Annotated in this window: 22 protein-coding genes; 13 read left to right on the forward strand and 9 right to left on the reverse strand. The window is 57.7% G+C overall.

Features of this window, described 5'->3' with window-relative positions:
• Positions 1–76: 76 nt before the first annotated feature.
• The 3 genes from ACR0AM_RS00650 (at position 77) to ACR0AM_RS00660 (ending at position 2624) form a co-directional block, all read left to right on the forward strand.
• Positions 77–970 (forward strand): PfkB family carbohydrate kinase, encoded by an 894-nt coding sequence (locus ACR0AM_RS00650; RefSeq protein WP_480621858.1) that lies wholly within the window; start codon positions 77–79, stop codon positions 968–970.
• A complete protein-coding gene (locus tag ACR0AM_RS00655; RefSeq protein WP_480621859.1) occupies positions 967–1878 on the forward strand; it encodes a pseudouridine-5'-phosphate glycosidase in 912 nt (303 codons plus the stop codon). Before ACR0AM_RS00650 ends, ACR0AM_RS00655 begins: the two co-directional genes overlap by 4 nt.
• Before the next feature lie 65 nt (positions 1879–1943).
• Entirely contained in the window at positions 1944–2624 is a 681-nt protein-coding gene (locus ACR0AM_RS00660; RefSeq protein ID WP_480473026.1) for a DUF502 domain-containing protein, read from the forward strand.
• Here the strand turns inward: ACR0AM_RS00660 and ACR0AM_RS00665 are convergent, their stop codons facing one another.
• The 3 genes from ACR0AM_RS00665 to ACR0AM_RS00675 all read right to left on the reverse strand — a co-directional run bounded on the left by ACR0AM_RS00665 (position 2625) and on the right by ACR0AM_RS00675 (position 4850).
• Positions 2625–3650 carry a patatin-like phospholipase family protein gene (locus tag ACR0AM_RS00665; protein WP_480621860.1) on the reverse strand — a complete coding sequence of 342 codons (1026 nt, stop codon included), beginning with the start codon at positions 3648–3650 and terminating at the stop codon, positions 2625–2627.
• A 64-nt stretch (positions 3651–3714) separates the two neighbouring features.
• Entirely contained in the window at positions 3715–4488 is a 774-nt protein-coding gene (locus ACR0AM_RS00670) for a 3-hydroxybutyrate dehydrogenase (protein ID WP_480473030.1), read from the reverse strand.
• Between the two features lie 137 nt (positions 4489–4625).
• On the reverse strand, positions 4626–4850 hold the full coding sequence (locus ACR0AM_RS00675) for a hypothetical protein (protein WP_480493162.1): 225 nt from the start codon (positions 4848–4850) through the stop codon (positions 4626–4628).
• On the opposite strand from ACR0AM_RS00675, the gene ACR0AM_RS00680 reads away from it, so the two are divergent.
• Positions 4789–6606 (forward strand): extracellular solute-binding protein, encoded by a 1818-nt coding sequence (locus tag ACR0AM_RS00680; RefSeq protein ID WP_480621861.1) that lies wholly within the window; start codon positions 4789–4791, stop codon positions 6604–6606. The two genes, ACR0AM_RS00675 and ACR0AM_RS00680, sit on opposite strands and share 62 nt — an antisense overlap.
• Before the next feature lie 554 nt (positions 6607–7160).
• Positions 7161–7400, forward strand: coding sequence for a hypothetical protein (locus tag ACR0AM_RS00685; protein ID WP_480621862.1), 240 nt, complete (start codon positions 7161–7163; stop codon positions 7398–7400).
• On the opposite strand, the gene ACR0AM_RS00690 is transcribed toward ACR0AM_RS00685, so the two are convergent.
• A complete protein-coding gene (locus ACR0AM_RS00690; RefSeq protein ID WP_209503779.1) occupies positions 7389–8012 on the reverse strand; it encodes a helix-turn-helix domain-containing protein in 624 nt (207 codons plus the stop codon). The genes ACR0AM_RS00685 and ACR0AM_RS00690 overlap by 12 nt on opposite strands.
• Positions 8013–8077: 65 nt before the next feature.
• Here ACR0AM_RS00690 and ACR0AM_RS00695 point away from each other — a divergent pair, with 65 nt between their 5' ends.
• The 4 genes from ACR0AM_RS00695 (at position 8078) to ACR0AM_RS00710 (ending at position 13253) form a co-directional block, all read left to right on the forward strand.
• Positions 8078–9595, forward strand: a complete 1518-nt coding sequence (locus tag ACR0AM_RS00695; RefSeq protein WP_480622073.1) for a class I adenylate-forming enzyme family protein — start codon at positions 8078–8080, stop codon at positions 9593–9595.
• A complete protein-coding gene (locus tag ACR0AM_RS00700; RefSeq protein ID WP_480473038.1) occupies positions 9592–10251 on the forward strand; it encodes a DsbA family oxidoreductase in 660 nt (219 codons plus the stop codon). The genes ACR0AM_RS00695 and ACR0AM_RS00700 overlap by 4 nt, the downstream gene beginning before the upstream one ends.
• 76 nt (positions 10252–10327) lie before the next feature.
• Positions 10328–11536 carry a multidrug effflux MFS transporter gene (locus ACR0AM_RS00705; RefSeq protein WP_480621863.1) on the forward strand — a complete coding sequence of 403 codons (1209 nt, stop codon included), beginning with the start codon at positions 10328–10330 and terminating at the stop codon, positions 11534–11536.
• Between the two features lie 58 nt (positions 11537–11594).
• Positions 11595–13253, forward strand: a complete 1659-nt coding sequence (locus ACR0AM_RS00710; protein ID WP_480621864.1) for a hypothetical protein — start codon at positions 11595–11597, stop codon at positions 13251–13253.
• Between the two features lie 145 nt (positions 13254–13398).
• Here ACR0AM_RS00710 and mfd read toward each other — a convergent pair whose 3' ends face one another.
• Together mfd and ACR0AM_RS00720 are read right to left on the reverse strand one after the other, a co-directional pair.
• Entirely contained in the window at positions 13399–16857 is a 3459-nt protein-coding gene (gene mfd / locus ACR0AM_RS00715) for a transcription-repair coupling factor (protein WP_480621865.1), read from the reverse strand.
• Positions 16858–16878: 21 nt separating this feature from the next.
• Entirely contained in the window at positions 16879–17403 is a 525-nt protein-coding gene (locus ACR0AM_RS00720) for a component of SufBCD complex (protein ID WP_480493065.1), read from the reverse strand.
• Between the two features lie 119 nt (positions 17404–17522).
• Between ACR0AM_RS00720 and hemB the strand changes: the two genes are divergently transcribed.
• The 4 genes from hemB to ACR0AM_RS00740 all read left to right on the forward strand — a co-directional run bounded on the left by hemB (position 17523) and on the right by ACR0AM_RS00740 (position 22369).
• Complete coding sequence (gene hemB, locus ACR0AM_RS00725; RefSeq protein WP_480621866.1) at positions 17523–18521, forward strand: porphobilinogen synthase; 999 nt, start codon at positions 17523–17525, stop codon at positions 18519–18521.
• Positions 18522–18664: 143 nt separating this feature from the next.
• On the forward strand, positions 18665–19237 hold the full coding sequence (locus tag ACR0AM_RS00730; protein ID WP_480473050.1) for a lipid-binding SYLF domain-containing protein: 573 nt from the start codon (positions 18665–18667) through the stop codon (positions 19235–19237).
• 165 nt (positions 19238–19402) lie between these two features.
• Positions 19403–21865: a penicillin acylase family protein gene (locus tag ACR0AM_RS00735; protein ID WP_480621867.1), complete on the forward strand. Its 2463-nt coding sequence runs from the start codon at positions 19403–19405 to the stop codon at positions 21863–21865.
• 108 nt (positions 21866–21973) lie between these two features.
• On the forward strand, positions 21974–22369 hold the full coding sequence (locus tag ACR0AM_RS00740; protein WP_480553673.1) for a nuclear transport factor 2 family protein: 396 nt from the start codon (positions 21974–21976) through the stop codon (positions 22367–22369).
• A gap of 1 nt (position 22370) precedes the next feature.
• On the opposite strand, the gene ACR0AM_RS00745 is transcribed toward ACR0AM_RS00740, so the two are convergent.
• Genes ACR0AM_RS00745 through hfq form a run of 3 tightly spaced genes read right to left on the reverse strand, consistent with a single transcriptional unit; the run spans position 22371 to position 24210 of the window.
• Positions 22371–22679 (reverse strand): putative quinol monooxygenase, encoded by a 309-nt coding sequence (locus tag ACR0AM_RS00745; protein ID WP_480473056.1) that lies wholly within the window; start codon positions 22677–22679, stop codon positions 22371–22373.
• 20 nt (positions 22680–22699) lie between these two features.
• Positions 22700–23971 carry a GTPase HflX gene (hflX, locus tag ACR0AM_RS00750; protein WP_480621868.1) on the reverse strand — a complete coding sequence of 424 codons (1272 nt, stop codon included), beginning with the start codon at positions 23969–23971 and terminating at the stop codon, positions 22700–22702.
• Positions 23971–24210 carry an RNA chaperone Hfq gene (hfq, locus tag ACR0AM_RS00755; RefSeq protein WP_005982826.1) on the reverse strand — a complete coding sequence of 80 codons (240 nt, stop codon included), beginning with the start codon at positions 24208–24210 and terminating at the stop codon, positions 23971–23973. The genes hflX and hfq overlap by 1 nt, the downstream gene beginning before the upstream one ends.
• Positions 24211–24299 lie beyond the last annotated feature (89 nt).

The following is a 24299-nucleotide window of genomic DNA, read 5'->3' on the forward strand; positions in this document are numbered from 1 at the left end:
CCTGTGGATCGTAAATCTCTGATTGCGGTAACGTTCTGACTTGCATGGGCATCACCGCTGCGGCATGACGTCCTTTATGACTCAGAACAGTAATATCCTGTGTATCGGCTCGGTCCTGTGGGACGTGATCGGACGATCAGCCAGTGCCATGCGGCATGGCTCGGACGTGCCCGGCCGGATTACCCGCCTGCCGGGTGGTGTTGCGATGAACATAGCCATGACGCTGGTGCGTTTTGGTATGACGCCCACCCTGCTGACTGCCATCGGTCGTGACCCCGAGGGCGACGAACTGATTCATGCCTGCTCCCGCCTCGGCATGATCACGGATCACATCTATCGCTCGCAGGACCTGCCAACCGACCGGTATATGGCCGTCGAAGGTGCCAACGGGTTGATCGCGGCCATTGCCGACGCGCATTCGCTGGAAGCCGCTGGCGCAAAGATCCTGCGACCGCTGATGCACGGCCCGCTTGGCTATGAAAACACGCCCTTTGAGGGACCTATTGCGCTTGACGGCAACCTGACCCTGAACCTGCTGGAAGAAATCGCCCAAAGCCCTGCTTTCGCCCGTGCCGATCTGCGTGTTGCCCCGGCCTCGCCCGGTAAGGCCGAGCGCCTATTGCCCTTCCTGAAACATGCCCGCGCCACGCTTTATGTGAACCTCGAAGAGGCAGGAATATTGTGCCAGCGCGAATTCACCGATTCTGAATCTGCCGCAAAAGGCCTTCTGGATCGTGGCGCGCTACGCGTGCTGGTCACCGATGGTGGCAGCTCGGCCACGGTCGGTAGTTCAGACGAAATTCTGACCCAAACACCCCCCTCCGTTCTGGTCACCCGTGTGACCGGTGCCGGGGATACCTTCATGGCGGCTCATATCGCCTCAGAATCCGGCGGCGCATCAAGTGACGAGGCTCTAACCCGCGCTCTGCATGCCGCAGCAACCTACGTTTCCGGAGAAACCCCACTGTGATCGACATCCAATATTCTGCCGAGGTCCGCGCCGCCAAGGACGCGGGCCATCCCATCGTTGCGCTGGAAAGCACCATCATCACCCACGGCATGCCCTACCCGCAAAACGTCGAAGTTGCGGCTCAGGTCGAACAGGACATCCGCGATGCGGGGGCGGTTCCGGCAACCATGGCGGTGATTGAAGGCAAATTGCATGTGGGGCTCGAGCCGGACCAGTTGCAATGGCTGGGTCAGGCGCAAGGCGTTGCCAAAATCTCGCGCGCGGATATGGCGGCATGCATCTCGACCGGCGGCACCGGAGCCACAACCGTCGCCGCCACTATGATCGCCGCGCATTACGCCGGGATCGAGGTATTTGCTACAGGCGGCATCGGTGGCGTGCATCAGGGCGCCGAAACCACGTTCGACATCTCGGCTGATCTGCACGAACTTGGCCATACACCGGTCACCGTCGTCGCAGCCGGAGCTAAGGCTATCCTTGATCTGGCCAAAACCCTTGAGGTTCTGGAAACGCTGGGGGTTCCAGTCATCGCCCATGGTCAGGATGCGTTTCCTGCCTTCTGGTCTGCAAAGTCACACTATGCTGCCCCCCTGCGCATGGACACTCCAGAAGCTATCGCCAAGGCCCATGCAACCCGTCGCGCATTGGGCCTGCCTGGCGGGCAGCTGGTGGCCAACCCGATCCCGATCGCGGATCAGATCCCTGCCGAAATACTGGCCCCCATCATCGCCGAGGCACAGGCTGATGCTGATGCGCATCGGATTACCGGAAAAGATGTGACGCCCTATCTGCTGCAACGTATCTTTGAAAAGACCGAAGGCCGTTCGCTGACTGCCAACATTGCCCTTGTGCGTAACAATGCGCGCCTCGCGGCGGCGATTGCACGGGCACTGGTAGAACAGGGATAACGCAAGCCTATTGTGCCAAGGCTACCGATTGACTACCTAAATCCCGATAACCACTCGGATCCAAGATGAATACACCGTTCGACGAAGAACCGCTTCATCGCCGCCCCGGCATGCTGGCACGGCTGCGCGCGTCGTTCCTGACGGGGCTGGTTGTCATTGCGCCGGTCTGGCTGACGGTCTGGCTGATCTGGTCGGTAGTCGGTTGGATCGACAGTGCGGTCCTGCCGCTGGTTCCTCATCAATTCCAACCGGAACGTTACGTCGGTATCAACCTGCGCGGCGTGGGCGTCGTGATCTTCCTGATCTTTACCGTTATCGTAGGGTGGATCGCAAAAGGAATTCTGGGCCGGTCCCTGATCCTGTTCGCTGAAAGCGTGGTAGATCGGATGCCGGTCGTCCGCTCGATCTATTCCGGGATCAAACAGATCTCGGAAACCGTTTTTGCCCAAACCGAACGCTCTTTTGAGAAGGCATGCCTGATCCAGTATCCCCGCCGCGGGATCTGGGCCATTGGATTCGTCTCGACAACCGCCAAAGGCGAAATCAGCAAACGCGCGGAAACCGGAGGAGAGCTGCTCAGCGTTTTTGTCCCGACCACACCGAACCCGACCTCGGGCTTTTTGCTGTTTTTCCCGGTTGAAGACGTAATTATGCTGGACATGACAATAGAGGATGCCGCGAAACTGGTGATTTCGGCCGGGCTCGTTTATCCCAACGAAAAAGACCCCACGCAACCGCCCGAGTGATTAACCGAACATAGCTGGCAGATCGACAGTACTGGTCTGACCCAGATCACTCTTATGCTTGGCCAGAAAACGATCCGCCGCTACCCGCCCCGCCTGTTTCAGCTTGTGCAGAATAACCGGGTTGGGCACGGTTTTGGTGGCAACAGACAGGCTGCTCATCAACTCGTTATCCGCAATCATATGCACCAGAACGCGGCTCATGTCCCCGGCCTTCAGCTTGCCCTCTTTCAGAAGCCGTTGAACAAAGCTGATTGCCCGCAATTCGCGAAACAGGGATGAATTGAAGCTGATCTCGTTTATGCGGTTCTGGATCTGCTGCGGTGTGACCGGCACCGCGTCGCGCTCCAACGGGTTGATATTCACGATCACCACATCATCCGGCAGATCATTGTTGAACAGCGGATAGAGCGCCGGATTACCAGTATAACCGCCATCCCAATAGGCCTCGATCCGGTCTGTCTTTGGATCAAATATCTCGACAGCCTTGAACAGGGTCGGCAGGCAGGCCGAAGCCAAAATGGCATCTGTCGAGACCTCCTCGCCGGTAAACACGCGGATCTTGCCGCTTCTCACACAGGTAGCGCACACAAACAGGCGGGGTCCCGCATCGGCGCAAACTTCCGCAAAATTGAACCTGTCCACCACCGGCTCCAGCGGATTGCTGTAGAATGGACCATAAGCATAAGGCGACACCATCCGCGACCAGGCATCACCGAAGGAAAACGGCACCGAATATTCCATCGCCTGCGCGATTGCGGCCGGTTCCAACCCGCGAAACCAATTGGCGATACGCATGTCACCAATCGCGCCCATACGCCTCCAAAGCCCATCCAGTTGCGCGCGCGCACCCTCACGTCCTGAATGAACCATCCCCGATTTGAACGCCGCACCGTTCAACGCACCGGCGGATGTTCCGGTGATCGCAGCAACCTCGATGTCTTCCTCATCCAGCAGCCGGTCAAGCACACCCCAGGTGAATGCCCCATGCGCACCGCCGCCCTGCAAAGCCAGATTGATCCGTATCACCGCCCTCACCCTTCATCTTTTCAGAAATACTCCGGGGGTTTGGGGGCAGCGCCCCCAAGGCCAATCACAAGGCGGTCCAGCCGCCATCGACAGAAATCGTGGTTCCCGTGATCTGCGCCGCCGCGTCCGAGCACAGGAAAATGGTTGTCCCGCCCAATTGCTCAACGGTGGCGAATTCCTTGGAAGGTTGCCGTTCAAGAAGCACGTTTTTCACAACCTCCTCGCGGCTCATATTGTATTCTTTCATCGTGTTCGGGATCTGGGCTTCGACCAGAGGCGTCAGCACATAGCCTGGGCAAATGGCGTTGCAGGTGATCGGTTCTTGCGCCGTTTCCAAGGCAACGGTCTTGGTCATCCCCACCACCCCGTGCTTGGCGGCAACATAGGCTGCCTTGAACGGCGACGCCGTCAAACCATGCGCCGAGGCGATATTCACGATACGACCCCATCCCGCTTTGCGCATTATCGGCAGTGCGGCCGCGGTCGTGTGAAAGGCCGAGTTCATGTTGATCGCAATAATCGCATCCCATTTATCCACCGGGAACTGATCGATCGGGGACACAAACTGAATGCCCGCGTTGTTCACAAGTATGTCGCAAGATCCGGCCTGCTCAATCAGCGCGCGGCACTCATCGCCTCTTGACATGTCCGCCTTGATGTAACGCGCGTTGGTTCCGGTCTCTTTGGCAATCTCAGCAGCCAACGCGTGATCTTCGTCACGGTCTGTAAAGGAATTAAGGACGACATCTGCTCCAGCCTTCGCTAGCTCGCGCGCGACCCCCAGACCGATGCCAGAATTAGACCCAGTGATGATTGCTGTTTTGCCGGAAAGGCTCATGACCGTTCTCCCTGATGCGATGATTTGGTGCACAATGCCATGCTGCACCTGCAAAGAAAACGGGGAAACACACCAGTCTGAAATCCCAGCCTGACACTTCTCAAGCAGCCAAAAAAAACGCCCGCACGAAGCGGGCGTTAAGTTATTGAGGCAGGTTTCATACAGGCAAGAAACCTATCGAGCAGTGCATCCTTTATAAGCAATTCCACGCCTTCGTCCAAGCTAAAAGTTTGATAATATGAAAAATCATCACTACGGTGAATCCCAACAAAATAAGGCCAGAGCAGGATTGTTTCCAAAATGAGCCCGGATTTTCTCCGACCGTTTCGACCACTTGCGGCGGGAATCGCCAGCATTTTCATGATCTCTTCCGCCCATGCAGAATCGTCTCATGGCATAGCTATGTATGGAGACCCGGCCCTACCACCGGATTTTGTGTCACTACCCTATGCCAACCCCGATGCGCCCAAAGGCGGCAAAGTCGTTTTCGGAAATACTGGCGGCTATAACAGCCTGAACCCGTTTTTGCAAAAAGGCACCTCGCCCTGGCAATTGCCATTTTGGACCCATGAAAGCCTGATGGGGCGATCCTGGGACGAACCTTTCACACTTTACGGGCTGTTAGCCGAATCAGTTGAGACGGCTCCCGACCGGTCATGGGTTGAATTTACCCTGCGGGAAGAGGCCCGGTTTTCCGACGGCAGCCCGGTCACGATTGACGACGTGATCTGGTCATACGAGACGCTCGGCACTCAGGGGCATCTGCGCTATCGCGGTTTTTGGGACAAAATCGACAGGATCGAACAGACCGGCCCGCGTTCGGTTCGGATTACTTTCAACGTGCCGGATCGCGAACTTGCCCTGCTCGCAGGGATGCGTCCGGTCCTCCAAAAGGCACAGTGGAAGGACAAGAAATTTGCCGACGCCGCCTTGCACGATGTCCCAATCGGCACCGGCCCCTATGTGATCGATAGCTACGAGGCCGGGCGCTATGTGAACCTACGTCGCAACCCGGAATATTGGGGGCAGGATATCCCGTTCCGTCGCGGCACCATGAATCTGGATGAAATGCGGATCGAGTTCTACGGCGACGGCAGCGTCCTGTTCGAGGCCTTCAAAGCCGGTGAGCTATCAGCGGTGCGTGAGTTCAACGGCGACAAATGGGACACGCAATACAGCTTCCCCGCCGTTCAGCGCGGCGATGTCATCAAGACCGAGATCCCGCATGGCAAACCGTCAGGCATGACCGGGTTTGTGATGAACACCCGCAAAGCCCCGTTCGACGACTGGCGCGTTCGCGAGGCCCTGACGCTGGCCTTCAACTTCGAGTTCATCAACGACACGATCACTGGTGGGGCGCAGCCAAGGATCACGTCCTACTTTTCAGGCTCGGACCTGGCCATGCAGCCCGGACCGGCCCAAGGGCAGGTAAAAGCCCAGCTGGAACCCTTTGCCTCTGATCTGATCCCCGGCACGCTGGAAGGGTATGAACTGCCGAAGGGTGACGGTTCAGCCCGCAACCGCGCAAATATTCGCAAAGCCACCAAACTGTTGACCGAAGCGGGTTGGACCGTTCAGGACGGGGTCTTGCGCAACACGAATGGTGACCAGTTCAAAATGACGGTCTTGCTGCAGCAGGGTGACAGCGAGATGGCGTCGGTGGTCGAGATTTATTCCCGCGCTCTGGAACGGCTTGGCATTCAGGTTACGACGGAACAGGTCGACAACGCGCAGTATGTCGGGCGCACCGGGGAACTGGATTTTGATGTTACGCCTTTCCGGCGTGCTCTTTCACTGTCTCCCGGCAATGAACAGCGTTTGTATTGGGGAAGCGAGAACGCGGACACACCCGGCACACGCAACCTGATGGGAGTAGCCTCGCCCGCTGTTGATGCGATGATTGACGCCATGCTTGCCTCGGAAACACCTGAAGATTTCACCGCGGCAACCCGCGCGCTTGACCGGGTTCTGACGGCCGGTCGCTATGTCATCCCGATCTGGAGTTTTGATGTCGGGCGGATTGCCCACATACGCGAGCTCAGGTTCCCCGACACTGTGCCAATCTATGGCGATGGACCGCAATACATGCCGGAAGTGTGGTGGTACGACGCCCGGTAGTCACATGAACATCCGGGCAGCCGGGTTTTGTAAAACACCGGCTGTTCACCGCGGTGTGTTGGCGGACGCCTTGAAATACACGATTCCTTTGCTCTTCCTGCCCGATTGGCCCATGAAAACCACGCCTGTCGGCGGAAATCAGCACATTGCCATCACATTCAGGTATACGTTTGGCGACGACAAATCGCAGCACCACATGCAGGCCATATCGGACGCCGGATGATCCCATGAGACGGGCCTTCGGCCTGCTTTGGCCAACACTAAAAGCTACATTGAATCGAAATATTTAGACGTAGCCCAAAGATCGAGATCGCCTTTACAATCTGCTCGCCGGGATTTCCCGGTGCCGCAACAAACAGGTCTCCTGATCCGCAGGTACTTTGAATAATTTCAAGCCCGCCGCCCTGTTGCGGCAGCTATTGCAGAGGCACAATCTTGTAAAAGGAATGCAGTGACATGCTGCGACATTTTGTCATGTCTTCCCTCACGGCACCCATTACGTACCCTAAGGAGGGGGAGAGCAGTCCTAATCGCTACATAAGGAAAGCTCATACATGATGAACTGGACGGATTTGACACAAGACTGGAGCGCTGCCTACGCACGTGCAAAGCGGCGTTTTCCGAATTTGCGTGACCAAGACATGATGCGCGTATCACAAGATCGTAAAGGGTTCGAAGCCTATCTGGCCGAGCGTCACCAGTTAACCATGAACGAAGCTCATGAAGAGGTCGAAGACTTCCTGTTCACCGAAGGCCTGAACAGAGAATTCTGCCGCGCGTCGCTAAGCAAGTGATGTGACCCAAAGGATTGTCGCGTCTTCGTCACTGACGGAGATTACGTTATGGCCCATGCTGCCATCGTAATAGGCGCTGTCACCCCTGCGCATTTCGACCGGCTCATAAAACTCGGTATAGAGCCGGACAACACCGGTCAGAACATACATGAACTCTTCGCCATCGTGGCGCACCCAGCCGTCGAATTCGTCCATGGACCGTGCCCGAACCCGCGCGCGGTAGGGCAGCATATGTTTCTTGGTCAGGGTTTCGGCCAGCAACTCATGCTCGTAGGTCGTTGTCGCATGGGCCGCCCCTTCGCCCATCCGGGTAATCGCCATCCGTCCGATGACCTGGTCCCGCTGCGGTGGTGTGAAAAGCTGAGGAACCGAGATTTCCAACCCAACCGCAAGCTTTTTGAGCGCGTCATAAGTGGGTGACATCTGCCCGTTCTCAATCTTGCTGAGCGTCGAACGGGCCAAACCGGCCTGGCTGGCGGCCTGCTCCAGCGTCCATTTCCGCGCTTTTCGCAATTCGCGCACGCGCGCGCCAAGGTCCAGCGGTTCAACTTCGGTGTGATCGCCGGAATCGCGGGCAATTCGGATCAGGGATTTGGGATCTTGGGTGCTCATGCCATTCTCTATAGGCTTGGCCAGCCGCGCTTGCAACGCGCCAGACACCGCGTTAGCCAATGGCCATGTTATCTGTCTTCGATCAGGGGGCGCCCGCGCCCTGCCCTGCACCCTTCAATCTGGCGGCGCACGTCCTTGGCCGCGCGGATCAGGTCCCTGACAAAGCGGCTTTGTCGGTATTAATGCCCCACGGCGCGCTGGACTGTACCTATCGCGACCTGCAATCCGCTGTACTGGGCACTGGCGCAGGATTGCTGCAAGCAGGTCTGACACCCGGCGAAATCGTTCTGATGCGGCTCGGCAATACGGTGGATTTCCCGATTGCCTATCTGGGCGCGATTTCAGTGGGTATCATTCCGGTGCCCACATCGTCGCAACTGACGGAACCCGAAACCGCCAGAATGATCGACGATCTGTCCCCAGCCGCGGTTCTTCGTGATCCCGCTGTCTCATGCGCGCCTCATCCCAGACAGATCGAGTTGGATGAACTGAAGGCTATGCACCATTTGCCCCCTGCCAGCTTTGAACTGGGCGACCCCGAGCGTATGGCATATGTCGTCTACACCTCGGGAACGTCGGGCAGTCCGCGTGCCGTGGCCCACGCGCATCGGGCAATCTGGGCGCGGCAGATGATGGTCGATGGCTGGTATGGTCTGCGCGCGTCCGATCGACTGTGTCACGCCGGAGCGTTCAACTGGACCTATACACTTGGCACCGGACTGATGGACCCGTGGACCATCGGCGCAACCGCCTTGATCCCGGAACCGGGCACGGACATCACCGCCCTGCCTGCTCTGCTCCACCAGCATCGTGCAACCATCTTTGCGGCGGCACCAGGGGTCTTTCGCAAATTGGTGCAAGAGTATGAGCAAATCAGCTTACCTGACCTGCGCCACGGTTTATGCGCTGGGGAAAAGCTTTCGCGCGCTCTGCACGAGAAATGGCTAAGCGCCACCGGTACGGAACTGTTCGAAGCCTACGGCATGTCCGAATGCTCGACTTTCATATCCTCAAGCCCGGCCCACCCCGCGCGCGGCGACGCATTGGGGCACCCGCAACCGGGTCGTCGCGTGGCCATTCTGGGCCCGGACGGCCCGGTGCCGCAGGGGCAAGAAGGTACCATCGCCATTCATCGGTCTGATCCCGGATTGATGCTGACCTACCTCAACGCACCCGATGAAGTTGAATCCCGGATGCAGGGCGAATGGTTCCTGACCGGAGATCAGGGGGCAATGGCAGTGGACGGCCAGGTCAGTTATCTGGGCAGGGACGACGACATGATGAATGCCGGTGGCTACCGCGTGTCCCCGGTCGAGGTCGAAGCCGCCCTGTCCCGTTTTCCCGGTATCACGCAGGTCGGTGCAGCTACGGTCGAGGTCAAACCGGACACATTTGTGATAGCAGCCTTCTATACCGGCCCGGAAAAGCTGGACGATGCGGCCTTGCGCGCCTATGTCGAGGCCAATCTGGCACGTTATAAACAACCACGCGCCTTCATCCACCTGTCTGCGCTACCAACCGGCGGCAATGGCAAACTCCTGCGCCGGGCGTTGCCGGCCTATTTCGAGGCATCAACCACATGACCCAGACCGTCAAGCTCGACATCCTGTCCGATCCGATCTGTCCGTGGTGCTATATCGGCAAAACGCATCTCGACAAAGCACTGGCCAATGTGCCGGACCACCCTTTTGTCATCGAATGGCATCCGTTTCAGTTGAACCCTGATATGCCGGACGCAGGTATGGATCGTCGCGAATATCTGGAACGCAAGTTCGGCGGCAAAGATGGTGCCGTGCGTGCTTATGCGCCGGTGGTTGAACATGCTGAAAGCGCCGGTCTGAAGATTGACTTTGAAGGCATGAAACGCACACCTAATACACTGGATGCACATCGCCTGATCCATTGGGCGGGGATCGAAGGCAAACAGAATGCCGTTGTGGATGCGCTGTTCGATGCCTATTTTGTTCAGGCCCGAGACATCGGCGACCCCGAAGTCCTGTCCGACATCGCAGACAGTGCCGGAATGGACGCCGCAGTGGTCATGAAGCTGTTGAAATCCGACGCCGACCGCGAGGATATTCGCAACCGTGATACTCATTCTCGCGAAATGGGCGTCAGTTCGGTCCCGACCTATATTGTTGCCAATCAACATGCCGTTCCGGGTGCTCAACCACCTGAAATGTGGGAGAAAGTGATCGCCGAAATTATGTCTCAACTTGAGGCTTCCCCCGCAGAATAGCACAGAGGTCTGTGCGAATTTCCAGTCTGGTCTAACCTGACTCACCATGATAGCGCGAACAGGTTAGGAGTGCTTCATGGCCAACCGCATGTCGAAGGCGGAATTCATTGCGCTGATCGCAATGATGTTCGCCACTATCGCGTTTTCGATCGATTCAATGCTGCCTGCCCTGCCCGAAATCGGCGCGCAGCTCAGCCCCGATGATGTCAATCGCGCCCAACTGATTCTGACGTCCTTCGTTCTGGGAATGGGTATCGGTACATTCTTTACCGGCCCGCTATCGGATGCGCTGGGACGCAAGCCGGTGATCTTTTGCGGCGCGCTATTGTACATTGCGGCTTCGGCTGTTGCCTGGGCCAGTTTTTCGCTGGAACTGGTGCTGATTGCGCGCGTTGTACAGGGGCTGGGCGCTGCAGGACCACGTGTGGTGGCAATGGCCATCATCCGTGACCTGTATTCAGGCCGGGAAATGGCGCGCATCATCTCAATCGCTATGATGATCTTCACTTTGGTACCAGCAGCGGCCCCGATGCTGGGCGCTGGTGTTATCGCCCTCTTCGGCTGGCGCGGGATATTCATGTCCTTTATCCTGTTCGCGCTGGTCGTCCTTTTTTGGGTGAGTACACGACTGCCCGAGTCCCTGGCCGTCGAGAACCGCCGCCCCTTTCGCCTGCCCCTTATGATTGCGGCCGTGAACGAAATGTTTGCCCATCCCACCGTGCGCTTGTCTATCTTCGTGCAGACCTTGTGCATGGGGACCTTGTTCACCATGCTGACTATGGTGCAACCGGTCTATGATGTGATCCATGATCGGGCCGACAGCTTTCCCTTCTGGTTCGGATTTGTCGCCCTGATGTCAGGTTCGGCCAGCCTTTTGAATGCGGCTTTGGTAGTGCGCGTCGGGATGCGCCGGATGGTCACATTCGCCTTCGGCGCGCAGATAGCCATCACGTCTGTCGTCATCATCCTGAACATGGCGAACCTTTCGCCCGATATGTCATTTGCCCTGTTTGTCTTCTGGCAGACGATGGTCTTTTTCATGGCTGGTGTAACCATCGGCAATCTGAATGCCATTGCCATGGAACCCATGGGTCACATCGCAGGCATGGCCGCTTCAGTTGTCGGGTCGATCTCAACAGTAATGGCTGCAGCAATCGCCGCGCCGATCGGGCTTCTGTTCAACGGATCCATCGCGCCGTTGACGATTGGTATTCTGTGTATGTGCATTCTGGCATTCAGCCTGATGATCCACATGGGTCGCATCGAAGAACGGCTGCTAGCCTGACCTGTGAATCTCGGGTGAAACACGCTATCCTACCCAGAACTTAAGGGGAGGAACTGCGATGTGCGATTACTACGATCTGGGCAGCTATTCCTGCGCGATTTCCACATCCAGTCCCGAAGCTCAGCTGTGGTTTGACCGTGGCCTAAACTGGACATACGGTTACAATCACGAAGAGGCGCTGGTCTGTTTTCAACGCGCGGCCGAGCATGATCCGAATTGCGCGATGGCCTATTGGGGTGTCGCGTATGCCGCCGGACCAAACTACAACCTCCCGTGGGACCTGCTGGATGAGAGAGGTCGGGAAGAAGCGTTGGCACGGTCTTACGACGCGATGCAGAAAGCCCTTGGTCTGCTGGCAAGGTGCACTGCCGTCGAACAGGCCCTGATTCAGGCCCTACCTGCGCGTTACCCGCAACGTAGTCCGGTGGAGGACATGCACCAATGGGACCACGGTTTTGCCGACGCGATGCGCACGGCATTTGCGGCACACCCGGACCACCTCGACTTGCGTACCATTTATGTCGAAGCGCTGCTGAACCTGACGCCATGGCAGATGTGGGATCTGAAAACGGGCCAACCCGCCCAGGGCGCGGCAACGAAGGAAGCGCAAGATGCGCTTGAATGGGGCATGGCGAACGATCCGGCCGCGATGTCACACCCGGGCCTGCTGCACCTCTATGTTCATCTGATGGAGATGTCTCCAACACCAGAAAAAGCCCTGAAAGCAGGGGACATCCTGCGCACATTGGTTCCAGATGCAGGCCACTTGGTACATATGCCGACACATATCGATGTGCTCTGCGGACATTACCACAACGTTGTGCACTGGAACGAAAAAGCCTCGGAAGCCGACCTGAAATATTACGAACGCGAAGGCGCGTTCAACATTTACACAGGCTATCGCCAGCACAATTATCACTTTGCCATCTACGGTGCGCTTTTTCTTGGACAGATGGAACCGGCCCTACGTGCCAATCAGGGATTGTGGGATACAACACCCGAAGAGTTGCTGCGCATCGAAAGCCCCCCGATGGCCGATTACTTCGAAAGCTACATGTCCATGGGCCCTCACATCCTGATCCGGTTTGGCCGCTGGGACGAGGCTAAGGCACTGGAACTGCCCTCAGACCCAGACCTGTTCCGCACCCTGACGGCCACGACACACTACGCGCGCGCCATCGCTCATGCAGCAACCGGTGATATCGCCAATGCCGAGGCCGAAGAAAATCTGTTTCTTGCCGCCAAGGAATGCGTTCCGGATACACGCAGGCTGCACAACAACCGTGTGATTGACCTGCTGGATATCGCCCGGGAAATGCTGCGCGGTGAGATCGAGTACCGCAAGGGCAACTTTGAAATCGCGTTTGCCCATCTGCGCCGCTCGGTCGAGCTGGACGATACCTTGCCCTATGACGAACCCTGGGGATGGATGCAGCCCACCCGCCACGCGCTTGGGGCGCTTCTTTACGAACAAGGACGGCTGGCCGAAGCTGAAGACGCCTATCGTGAAGATCTGGGCTTGGGCGGCACGCTAAGTCGCGCCTCGATACATCCTGACAACGTCTGGAGTTTGAAGGGCCTTTACGATTGCCTCAAGGCACGCAGCGAACAGGTCGAAGTCCTGCAGATCAAACTACGGCTTGACCTGGCATTGGCCCGTGCCGACCGCATGGTGGCTGCGTCCTGCTTCTGTGCGCAGGCGGCAATGCGTAGCTAAAGTGTCCTGATCGTGCTGACGCACGATGCCTCCGGCGGGGATATTTTTAGCCAGATGAAGCAAGGATCTGCTTCTTCATCTGGCCATAAATATCCCGGGGGAGATGCGCGGAACGCGCAGCGGGGGCAGAGCCCCCTCTCACATCTCAACCTGCTTTAACCTTTTTCTGCGCCGCGACCACTTTTTCAGCAAGATCGCGGGCTATTGCAAAAGCCCCTTTGATCTTGTCGCTGTCCTTTTTCCAATCCCGGCGCACGACGATCTTGTTGTCTTTGACCTTGGCCATACCACGTTGATTTTGAATGAACTCAACCAGTCCCTGCGGCGAGGCGAATTTGTCATTGTGGAACTGGATGGTCGCACCTTTCGGCCCACCGTCGAGCTTTGCGATCCCGGCGCGTTTACACATGGCCTTGATCCGCACAACCAGCATCAAGGTATTCACCTCTTTCGGCAATTTGCCAAAACGGTCGATCAATTCCGCAGCAAAGCCCTCCAGTTCGACCTTTGTCGACAGAGACGACAGGCGGCGATAGAGACCCAAGCGCACATCCAGATCTGGCACATAGTTCTCGGGGATCAGAACCGGCACACCCAGATTGATCTGCGGAGCCCATTGATCGTCCGCATCCGACAACCCCTCCATCTCGCCGGCTTTGATCTTGGCAATCGCCTCTTCCAGCATGGATTGGTAAAGCTCATAGCCCACATCGCGCATCTGGCCGGATTGTTCTTCACCCAACAGGTTGCCCGCACCACGAATGTCAAGATCCTGCGAGGCCAGAGTGAACCCGGCCCCCAACGTGTCCAGCGAGCCCAGAACACGCAGGCGTTTTTCGGCGGCAGCGGTCAGTTTCTGGCGCGGTTTGGTGGTCAGGTAAGCATAGGCACGGGTTTTCGAGCGCCCAACGCGACCCCGGATCTGATAGAGCTGGGCAAGGCCAAACATGTCCGCACGGTGCACGACCATCGTGTTTGCGGTCGGGATGTCCAGCCCGCTTTCGACAATGGTTGTGGCCAGCAGCACGTCGAATTTCCCGTCATAAAACGCGTTCATCCGATCATCGAGCTCACCCGCTGCCATCTGGCCATGGGCAACCACGTAAGTGAGCTCAGGCAGTTGATCTTTCAGAAATTCTTCGATCTCAGGCAGGTCCGAGATGCGCGGTACAACATAGAAACTCTGCCCCCCACGATAGTGTTCACGCAGCAGCGCTTCTCGGATTGTAACGGCATCGAACTCGCTGACATAGGTACGGATCGCCAGTCGGTCGATTGGAGGCGTGCCGATAATCGACAGATCGCGCACGCCGGTCAACGACAGTTGCAGCGTTCGCGGGATCGGTGTCGCGGTCAGGGTCAGCACGTGAATGTCTGAGCGCAGCTGTTTCAGCCGTTCCTTATGACCCACGCCAAAATGCTGTTCCTCGTCAATGATCAGAAGCCCCAGATTGTTGAACCGTATGTTCTTGGCCAAAAGCGCGTGCGTTCCGATCACGATGTCCACTGTCCCGCGGGCCAGCCCGTCACGGGTTTTCTGGGCTTCTTTCGACGAAACAAAGCGCGACAATTGCCGGACCTCCAGCGGGAACCCCCGAAAGCGCTCCCTGAAACTCGCGGCATGCTGGCGGGACAGCAGGGTCGTGGGCGCTACAACCGCAACCTGAACGCCCGACATGGCGGCGACAAATGCGGCGCGCATGGCAACCTCGGTCTTTCCAAATCCGACATCACCGCAGATCAGACGATCCATCGGCGCGCCGGAATGGATGTCCTCCATCACATCCGAGATCGCCCGCAACTGGTCTTCGGTTTCCTGATATGGGAATCGCGCGCTGAATTCCTCCCACGCGTGGGGCGGTGGATCCATGACCGGGGCTTTGCGTAATGCACGTTCAGCGGCGATGCGGATCAGCTTATCCGCCATCTCGCGGATGCGCTCTTTCAGCTTGGCCTTCTTTGCTTGCCATGCACCGCCACCCAAACGGTCCAGCAAACCTTCGTCATGGCCGTATTTCGACAGCAATTCTATGTTTTCGACCGGCAGGTACAGCTTTGCCTGCTCGGCATATTCCAGCAACAGGCATTCATGGGCGGCACCGGCTGCGGTGACGACCTCCATTCCCATGTAACGACCTATACCGTGATCCACGTGAACAACCAGATCACCGGGGCTGAGCGACTGGGTTTCGGTCAGAAAGTTTTCGGCCTTGCGGCGCTTTTTGGGCTGACGGATCAGCCGGTCGCCCAGCACATCCTGTTCAGCGATCACCGTTAGATCAGGAGTTTCGAACCCGTGCTCCAACGCCCAGACGGCAAGGTGCAAGCCGCGTTTTCCAATGCAGGTGCCGTTGGCCACATGTATCGCCTCGGCCAGCCCTTCGTCTTCGATCAGGCCGGTCAGGCGTTCCCGCGCGCCATCGGAATATGAGGCGATCAGCACCGGTCCTTTGTCGAGCTTTGCAGTGATGTGACTGGCCAAAGCGCCGAACAGGCTGATGCTTTCCTGCTGGCGTTCCGGCGCAAAGTTGCGCCCGATGCGCCCACCCGCGTCGATGACACCGGGGCCAGAGGCTTGCGGCAGCGGGCTGAACTGCAAAACCCGACGATCCGCGACAGCCGCCTCCCAGGCGGTATCGTCAAGATACAACAACCCCGGAGGTGTGGGTTTATAGACCGTGTCCATGCGAGATCGGTTTTCCAGCGCCAGTCGTCGGGTCTCGTACTGATCGGCAATCGTATCCCAACGCGCCAGACGCGCGGGCGTCACCTGATCATCGACAGTGATCACCGCATCCGGCAAGTAGTCGAACAGTGTCTCCAGTTTTTCGTGGAAGAACGGCAGCCAGTGTTCGATCCCCTGATGTTTGCGGCCTGCGCTTACGGCCTCATACAAAGGGTCATCCGTACCGGCGGCACCAAACTCGATGCGATAGTTCTGACGGAACCGGGTTATGGCGGCCTCGTCCAGGATGACTTCGGACACCGGTGCAAGTTCAACGATGTCCAGCTTTTCGGTTGTTCGCTGGGACGCTGGATCAAAGCGGCGCGCACCGTCCAGAACGTCACCGAACAGATCCAGTCGTACCGGGCCCGCCTCTCCCGGAGGGAAGATGTCGATGATGCCTCCACGGATGGCATAATCGCCGGGTTCCATTACCGTTGGACTTTGGGTGAACCCCATGCGCACCAGAAAGTTTCGCAGCGCGGTTTCATCTATGCGATGGCCAACTCGGGCGGTAAACGCCGCCTCTCGCAAAACCTCCCGTGCCGGGACGCGTTGGGTCGCGGCGTTCAGCGTGGTCAGTAATACATACTGTTGGGGCATCTGGTGGACCAGCGCCGCCAGAGTTGCGACGCGCGCCGCCGAGATATCCGCATTAGGCGAGACCCGGTCATAAGGAAGGCAATCCCAACCCGGAAACACAAAGACAGGCATCTGAGGCGCAAAAAACGCCAGTGCAGCGCGCATCGCTTCCATCCGCTTGTCATCGCGTGCGACATGGGCCACCGGCCCCGTGCTGCGGGCGATCTCGTTCAGCACCAGCTGCGCGTCAAACCCTTCGGGGGCGCCGCCAACTGTCACGTGGTTCGGAGCCTTCATCGCCTCGCCTTTCAGAATCTTCTATCCCAGAACGCCAATCGAAAGGTTCTGATACATGCCCCAGAACGAAGTGACCAGTATCGAGATCATGCCGATGATCTGGGTATACAGACGGCAGCGGGAAATCGTTTTCGAGACAGTTTCGAGTGTCAATTCCTGCCGCCGGAGACGCCTTGCATGCACGATATTCATCAAAAGCACCAAGGTCAGTGGGAACAAAAGCAAAAACAGGGCCTGCGCGAATTCGACATCATAATAAAACCCAAGCGTGGCCATCCCGGTGAACAGAAAACACCCAAACGCCAAAAGGATGGTGCCAGACATGTCGACGATAAGCAGAATCCGATTTGTATGGATGCGAACGATGTCGAGCAGATCGGTTTCGACCTGACCTCCGATCCGGCGGGCACGAACAACCAGATCATATGGGATGCCCATCACCCAGTGGCTGGCCGACGACCAGAGTACCGCCAGTACGATCCAGAACCACAGATTCGAAAAGCTGCGCATGTCGATGAGTTCAAAGATCGAAGAGTACCAGTCCAAACCCAACCCTTTATTCGCACTACTCAGGGGGGTTCCATCTAGGCGCGCGTCCATTGATACCCTTGAGACCTTTGTGAATTCATGCCACCCAATGCACGAATGTTCAAGGAGAACGCGCCATGAAACCGACCATTGCCCCATTTCCCATGACCCGCTTTCGCCGAGCCCGTCAATCACAGGCAATTCGTGCGCTGGTGCGTGAGAACACTCTGACAACGGATGACCTGATCTGGCCGGTTTTCGTGCGCGATGGCGAAGGTATTGAAGAGCCCGTGCCCTCGATGCCTGGTGTGGTTCGCAGATCGGTTGACCTGATTGCCAAAGCGGCGGTCGAGGCCCAGGCCCTTGGGATTCCTGCAATTTGCATCTTTCCCTACACCGACCCTGCGCTGAAAACCGAAGACTGCGCCGAGGCATGGAACCCCGACAACCTGTCCAACCGGGCCATCCGGGCAATCAAGGCGGCGGCCCCAGACGTCGCCGTAATGACGGATGTGGCGCTTGACCCGTATAACATCAACGGCCACGACGGATATGTCGTTGACGGAGAAATCGTGAACGACCAGACCGTCGAGGCGCTGGTAAAGATGACGCTGGCACAGGCAGACGCCGGTGCGGATATCATCGGCCCGTCGGACATGATGGACGGCCGGATCGGGGAAATGCGTCGCGCGCTGGAACGTGCGAGCCATCACAACGTGATGATCCTCAGCTATGCCGCCAAATATGCCAGTGCGTTCTACGGACCCTTCCGCGACGCGGTCGGTGCATCGGGGGCCCTGACGGGCGACAAAAAGACCTACCAGATGGACCCCGCGAACTCGGACGAGGCCCTGCGCCTGATCGAACGCGATCTGACTGAAGGCGCCGATATGGTGATGATCAAGCCGGGCATGCCTTATCTGGATATCTGCCGCCGCGTGAAAGACAATTTCGGTGCGCCGACATATGCCTATCAGGTATCGGGCGAATACGCGATGATTCAGGCTGCAGCCCAGAACGGCTGGATCGATGGCGAGAAGGTGATGCTGGAAAGCCTTCTGGCCTTCAAACGAGCCGGATGCGATGGAATTCTGACCTATTTCTCTCCTCAGGTTGCGCGCATCCTGCAGGGATAAAACCCGCAAGTTTCGCGATATTTCGCCGATAAGATTTCCCGATCGGGCAGCTTTCCCGTGACACATCGCCCTGATCGGCGTATCCTTGCCGCCAAGACCGGGATCACCCGGCATTTCAGGCACAGTTACAGAGATAAAAAACCATGAGCAGTTCCAATTCCCCCCGACTGAATCGTCGCGGCTTTGCCTTGGGCATGGCAGGTCTGAGCTTGACCGCCGCCTGTGGCAACGGCGTCGGCAATTCCAACGCAGCAACAATCGATGCCCGTGTCGACGCCACGCTGACCGAAATGTACAGCCGCTATCCCAACACGGTTGAAATTGCGAACAAGGCCAACGGCATGCTGGTCATGCCGCTGATTACCGAAGCCGGTTTCGTGTTCGGTGGCGGTTACGGCCGCGGCGCGCTGCGCATCAGCGGTGCAACAGTTGACTTCTACTCGGCGGTCAAGGGCACGGCCGGGCTACAGATCGGCGCGCAGCAATATGCGCATGTCCTGTTTTTCATGACCGAAGACGCCCTGAACGATTTCCGTCGTTCCAGTGGTTGGACAGCCGGAGCAGATATTGGCTATGTGGTCAGCGATCAGGGCGATTCCGTGTCGACAGACACCACGACATTGCGATCGCCCGTTCTGGCTGCCATCTTCGGACAGGCCGGGCTTCAGATCGGTGCGACCGTGGAAGGCACGAAATATACCCGCATTATCCCGTAATTCGGGCTTGCCACTTTTTCTGGCAAACCCCATCACAGCGAAATGCTGTGGTGGGGTGTTTGTTTTCATCCTTTCCGCGCAGGTTCTCGGCGCGTTCCTCTTTCGGTTGGACCCGCCATCCACTAATCTCCGCGCAACCTTCATGTACTAGAATTTGGGGCAGTAATGGGTCTTGTTTTCCGCTGGCTGGTGCGCATGGTGTCGGGTCTGATCATGCTGATCCTCGCCGCAATGGGCCTCGTCTATTTTCTGGCCAGTCAATCCCTGCCGGATTATGACCAGACGCTTGAAGTCAACGGGTTGACCGCTCCGGTTGAGATCGTGCGCGACACCGCCAATGTGCCGCACATTCTGGCCCAAAATGACCCGGGTGTGTTTTTCGGTCTTGGATATGCCCACGCGCAGGATCGGTTGTGGCAGATGACAGTCATGCGCCGCACCGCGCAGGGCCGCTTGTCCGAGATCTTTGGCCCGCGCACCCTGCGCGTTGACAAGCTGTTGCGCCGGCTGGATCTGTACGGCCTTGCCCATCGCTCGGTCGAGGTACAGGACGATTATACCAAGGCTGCCCTTCGTGCTTATGCTGCCGGGGTCAACGCACGCCTAGCCGAGATCAACGACGAGGCATTGGGGCGTGGCGCGCCAGAGATGTTCCTGTTCAATGCCCCCGTCTCGCCCTGGCAACCGGGCGACAGTATTGCCGTGATCAAGCTCATGGCGCTGCAATTGTCCGGTCACCTGACCGACGAGGTTCTGCGGGCGCGGACGTCTTTGATGCTGAGCAATCCGGACAGACTGGCAGATATTCTGCCCGATGTTCCCGGCCCCGGCATCGCCGCGCTGCCTGAATATGCTTCGCTGTTTCCCAACCTTCCACGCTATGCCGCCGGTACGAGTTTTCCTGAAACGCCTCTGTCACCCCTTCCCAAACGCGGGCTGGCGGGTGCCTCAAACGCCTGGACTGCTGCGCCTTCGCGCTCGGCAAGCGGTGGGACGTTGCTGGCCAACGACCCACATCTGGGCTTCACAGCCCCCGGCGTGTGGTATTTGGCGCATCTTGGTTTGGCAAAGGGAAGCGTCATTGGGGCCTCGATCCCTGGTATTCCCGCAATCATGACCGGTCGCAGTGACCGGTTGGGTTGGGGGGTGACGTCATCTTATCTTGACGATCAAGACATTCATATTGAGCAGCTGAACCCGGAAAACCCCGAAGAATACCTGACCCCGGATGGCTATCAGGAATTCAAGACCCGTCCTTCGATAATTGAAATCAAAGGGGAAGCTCCGGTTACACTGACGTTGCGCTGGACTGAAAACGGACCGGTTTTGCCCGGTACGGATTACAAGCTGGAAACTATCACACCGCCAGGCCATGTTGCGTCTTTGTCCTGGACTGCGCTCAGCCCGCAAGACACTTCGATGACGGCGTCCATGGCCCTGATGAATGCGGACAACGTGCAGGACGCCATAACCGTGGCGCGGCAATTCATTGCGCCTTCGCAGAACCTGTCACTGGTCGACAAAACGACGATAGGGATGAAACTGATTGGCGCCATGCCCCGGCGTGATCTGCAAAACCAGAGCCGCGGACGCATTCCGACACCCGGCTGGATCGAAGCAAACCGCTGGCAAGGTCGCCTACCCTACACCAACAACCCGGAATTTGTGGCCCCTGCTGGCGGCGTTCTAGGCAACACGAATAACAAGATCATCAACCGCCCGTTCCCGGATCATGTGTCCTACGAATGGGGAGACACTCAGCGCGTGCATCGCTGGGAACGCCTGATGCAATCGCGTGAGGTGCATACACGCGACAGTTTCATCGAAGCGCAACTGGATACCGTCAGTTTCACCGCGCGCTCTCTACTGCCACTGATCGGTGCTGACCTTTGGTATACCGGTGCCTCGGCCCCCGAAGGGACGCCCGAGCGCCAGCGCCAGATTGCGCTGTCGCTGCTGGCGGACTGGAATGGCGAGATGAACGAGCATCTGCCCGAACCGCTGATCTACGCAGCCTGGGTGCGGGCCCTTCAGATCCGCCTGATCTCGGACGAGCTGGGACCGCTGGCCAGCGAATTCAAACATGTCGAACCTTTGTTCATCGAGCGGGTCTATCGTGACATTGATGGCGCCGGTGTCTGGTGCGATGTACGTCAAAGCGCGCCGATTGAAACCTGTACCGAAATGGCTCGACTTGCATTGGATGATGCGCTGATCTGGATCACCGAACGCTATGGTAGCACACTTGAATCCCTACGCTGGGGTGATGCGCATCAGGCAACCCACGATCACCCCGTTCTGGGAAACGTGCCAATACTTCGGTATTTTGTGAACATTCGCCAATCGACCAGTGGCGGCGACAACACCTTGCTGCGCGGGCGCACGTCGGGCGAAGGGCTCGACCCGTTTCAGAACGTGCACGGAGCCGGGTATCGCGGTGTGTATGACTTTGCCGATCCCAACAGCTCGGTCTTTATCACGGCTACCGGCCAATCGGGCCATTTCCTGTCGCGTTATTACGACGATCAGGCGCAGCTGTGGCGGCGTGGCGAATATATTCCCATGTCGCTGGACCTTGACCTTGCCCGCGCCGCTGCTGTCGGAGTGACCAATCTGATCCCACGCTAAGCAACGGGGTTTCGGCGAGTCCCCGCCCCTTTTTGTCCGGACCGTGGACGCCACGCGGCAGTTTCGCCTACCATCACCGGGCGAACTGTTTCGGACCAGGGGGAAACTATGGCCAGCATTCGGGATACTCTGAACAACCTCGCCCGAGATTACGCGATCGCCTGGAGTTCAGGTGACGCCGATGCCGTTGCCAGTTTTTTCACGCAGGACGGTCGGATCACAACTAACCGGGGTGAGCCTGTCGAAGGGCGTGCCGCGATTGCCGAAATGGCCCGAGAGGTCTATGCCGATTTTCCGGATCTGGAAGTGCGGTGCGACATGATGCGATGGGCTGGCTCTCACGCCCTGTTTGTCTGGACACGTGAAGGGCATCATGCCCAGACCGGCAACTATGTTATCGCGCGCGGATGGGATGAATGGGAACTTGCACCTGACCATCTTGTACAATCGTCAGTCGGCTGGTTCGACACCGATGATATACAGCGGCAACTTTACGGCACATGACTTAGGTTGTCTTTTTGCCCGCGGTTTCTATCGCATAATTCCGCGGTATTCCCTGCGTAATCAGAAACCACTCGGATGCCTTCGTCCGCCGCTGATGCGCATCAAATGCCCGCTGATTCACAAAAACCTCTGATACAGTGAACCGTCCGGGTGTGATCTGATCCTCGACAACATCGAACGACAGGCAACCCACTTCCGCCTTTGTGAGGGCGATATGCGTGGACAGAGCGGCGCGCACATCTTCAAGGCGATCCGCTGGGACATCAATAAATCCGGTCAGAAATACTCTTTGATCCAATGTGTCAGACAAGTTCCGCCACTTCGCCGTTTCTATAGTGTTTCGAATTGAGCAGCCTGTTTATCCGTCCAAAGGACAGTAATACGGAACCCTTTTTCGGTCTGCTCTTCGGATTGTACAACATCCTGCCGGAACAACCACGCCCGCTTGTTACCTTCAGCGAAGCTCAGGTTCAGAACATCCTCGTGCCGGGCCCCTTGCAGGATTGCTGCAATCTCGGAAAGCAAAGGGGTCACGCCTTCGCCGGTAACTGCCGAGATGGCAAATATGGCCGGATCGCGATCCGCCCTTGTCAATGCAGCGTCTTTTTCTTCGGCGCTCAGTAAGTCAGTCTTGTTCCAAACCTCAAGCCGGGGGCGTTCTTCGTCGACACCAAGCGAGGTCAGGATTGCTTCGACATCCTGCGCCTGCGCTTCGGTTTCCTCATGGCTGATATCACGCACGTGAACAATCAGATCAGCGCCCAATACTTCTTCAAGCGTGGCCCGAAAAGACGCCACAAGCTCGGTCGGCAGGTTCGAGATAAAACCCACCGTATCCGACAGGATCACTTCCGGGCCATCGGGCAGTTGCACGCGGCGCATAGTTGGATCCAGCGTGGCAAACAGCATGTCCTTGGCCAACACTTCGGCCCCGGTCAGCCGATTGAACAGAGTAGATTTCCCGGCATTGGTATATCCAACCAATGCAACGATCGGATATGGCACCTTGGCCCGCGCAGCACGGTGCAACGTGCGGGTCTTGACTACTTTCTGCAACTGGCGACGCAGACGCACAAGTTGTTCGTCAATGGCGCGACGGTCGGCTTCGATCTGGGTCTCGCCAGGTCCGCCGACAAATCCCAAGCCGCCACGCTGACGTTCAAGGTGGGTCCAAGCCCGCACCAGACGCGTCCGCTGATAGCTGAGCGCAGCCATTTCCACCTGCAACACCCCTTCGCGGGTACGCGCACGGTCACTGAAAATCTCAAGGATCAGCCCGGTCCGGTCGAGGATCTTGACCTTCCATGCCTTTTCCAGATTGCGCTGCTGAACCGGGGTCACCGGCCCATCGATCAGAACCAGTTCAACCTCGTTTTCACGAAGCCGCTCGCCCAGTTCCTCGATCTTGCCACTGCCAAACAAATAGCCGGGCTGGGCGCGTTGCAGGCGAACGATTTCAGACCCGATCACGTCCAGATCGGGCAAAGCGGCGGCCAGCGCAACCGCCTCGGCCAGCGCCGGTTCGGGAACGCGGCGCTGTTCATCTGATTTGATTTCGGGATGCAGCACCCAGGCCCGGGTGCGCGTCCGGTCATGTTCCATCAAGAGGCGTCTTCGCCCTCATACAGGTTGATCGGCTGTGATGGCATGATGGTTGATATCGCGTGCTTGTACACCAGCTGCGACTGTCCGTCGCGGCGCAACAATACACAGAAATTGTCGAACCAGGTGATCACACCCTGCAATTTCACGCCATTGATCAGGAAAATTGTAACCGGAACCTTAGCTTTCCGTACATTGTTCAGGAAGGCATCCTGAAGATTCTGTCTGTCCGAAGCCATATTTATATAATCTCGCCATTGTTCTTGCCACGCGTTGCGGACCAACACGCTCCCTCCGGTTCAGTATGGAGCGCCGCGTAAAGATATTC

The sequence above is a fragment of the Ruegeria sp. AD9 genome, assembly GCF_056542305.1.

Bases quoted from the DNA above. Each gene is read 5' to 3' on its own strand.
- ACR0AM_RS00650 (WP_480621858.1), top strand. From the start codon at position 77: ATGACTCAGAACAGTAATATCCTGTGTATCGGCTCGGTCCTGTGGGAC.
- ACR0AM_RS00660 (WP_480473026.1), top strand. From the start codon at position 1,944: ATGAATACACCGTTCGACGAAGAACCGCTTCATCGCCGCCCCGGCATG.
- ACR0AM_RS00670 (WP_480473030.1), bottom strand. From the start codon at position 4,488: ATGAGCCTTTCCGGCAAAACAGCAATCATCACTGGGTCTAATTCTGGC.
- ACR0AM_RS00680 (WP_480621861.1), top strand. From the start codon at position 4,789: ATGAGCCCGGATTTTCTCCGACCGTTTCGACCACTTGCGGCGGGAATC.
- ACR0AM_RS00675 (WP_480493162.1), bottom strand. From the start codon at position 4,850: ATGAAAATGCTGGCGATTCCCGCCGCAAGTGGTCGAAACGGTCGGAGA.
- ACR0AM_RS00685 (WP_480621862.1), top strand. From the start codon at position 7,161: ATGATGAACTGGACGGATTTGACACAAGACTGGAGCGCTGCCTACGCA.
- ACR0AM_RS00690 (WP_209503779.1), bottom strand. From the start codon at position 8,012: ATGAGCACCCAAGATCCCAAATCCCTGATCCGAATTGCCCGCGATTCC.
- ACR0AM_RS00695 (WP_480622073.1), top strand. From the start codon at position 8,078: ATGTTATCTGTCTTCGATCAGGGGGCGCCCGCGCCCTGCCCTGCACCC.
- ACR0AM_RS00700 (WP_480473038.1), top strand. From the start codon at position 9,592: ATGACCCAGACCGTCAAGCTCGACATCCTGTCCGATCCGATCTGTCCG.
- ACR0AM_RS00705 (WP_480621863.1), top strand. From the start codon at position 10,328: ATGGCCAACCGCATGTCGAAGGCGGAATTCATTGCGCTGATCGCAATG.
- ACR0AM_RS00710 (WP_480621864.1), top strand. From the start codon at position 11,595: ATGTGCGATTACTACGATCTGGGCAGCTATTCCTGCGCGATTTCCACA.
- mfd (WP_480621865.1), bottom strand. From the start codon at position 16,857: ATGAAGGCTCCGAACCACGTGACAGTTGGCGGCGCCCCCGAAGGGTTT.
- hemB (WP_480621866.1), top strand. From the start codon at position 17,523: ATGAAACCGACCATTGCCCCATTTCCCATGACCCGCTTTCGCCGAGCC.
- ACR0AM_RS00730 (WP_480473050.1), top strand. From the start codon at position 18,665: ATGAGCAGTTCCAATTCCCCCCGACTGAATCGTCGCGGCTTTGCCTTG.
- ACR0AM_RS00735 (WP_480621867.1), top strand. From the start codon at position 19,403: ATGGGTCTTGTTTTCCGCTGGCTGGTGCGCATGGTGTCGGGTCTGATC.
- ACR0AM_RS00740 (WP_480553673.1), top strand. From the start codon at position 21,974: ATGGCCAGCATTCGGGATACTCTGAACAACCTCGCCCGAGATTACGCG.
- hflX (WP_480621868.1), bottom strand. From the start codon at position 23,971: ATGGAACATGACCGGACGCGCACCCGGGCCTGGGTGCTGCATCCCGAA.
- hfq (WP_005982826.1), bottom strand. From the start codon at position 24,210: ATGGCTTCGGACAGACAGAATCTTCAGGATGCCTTCCTGAACAATGTA.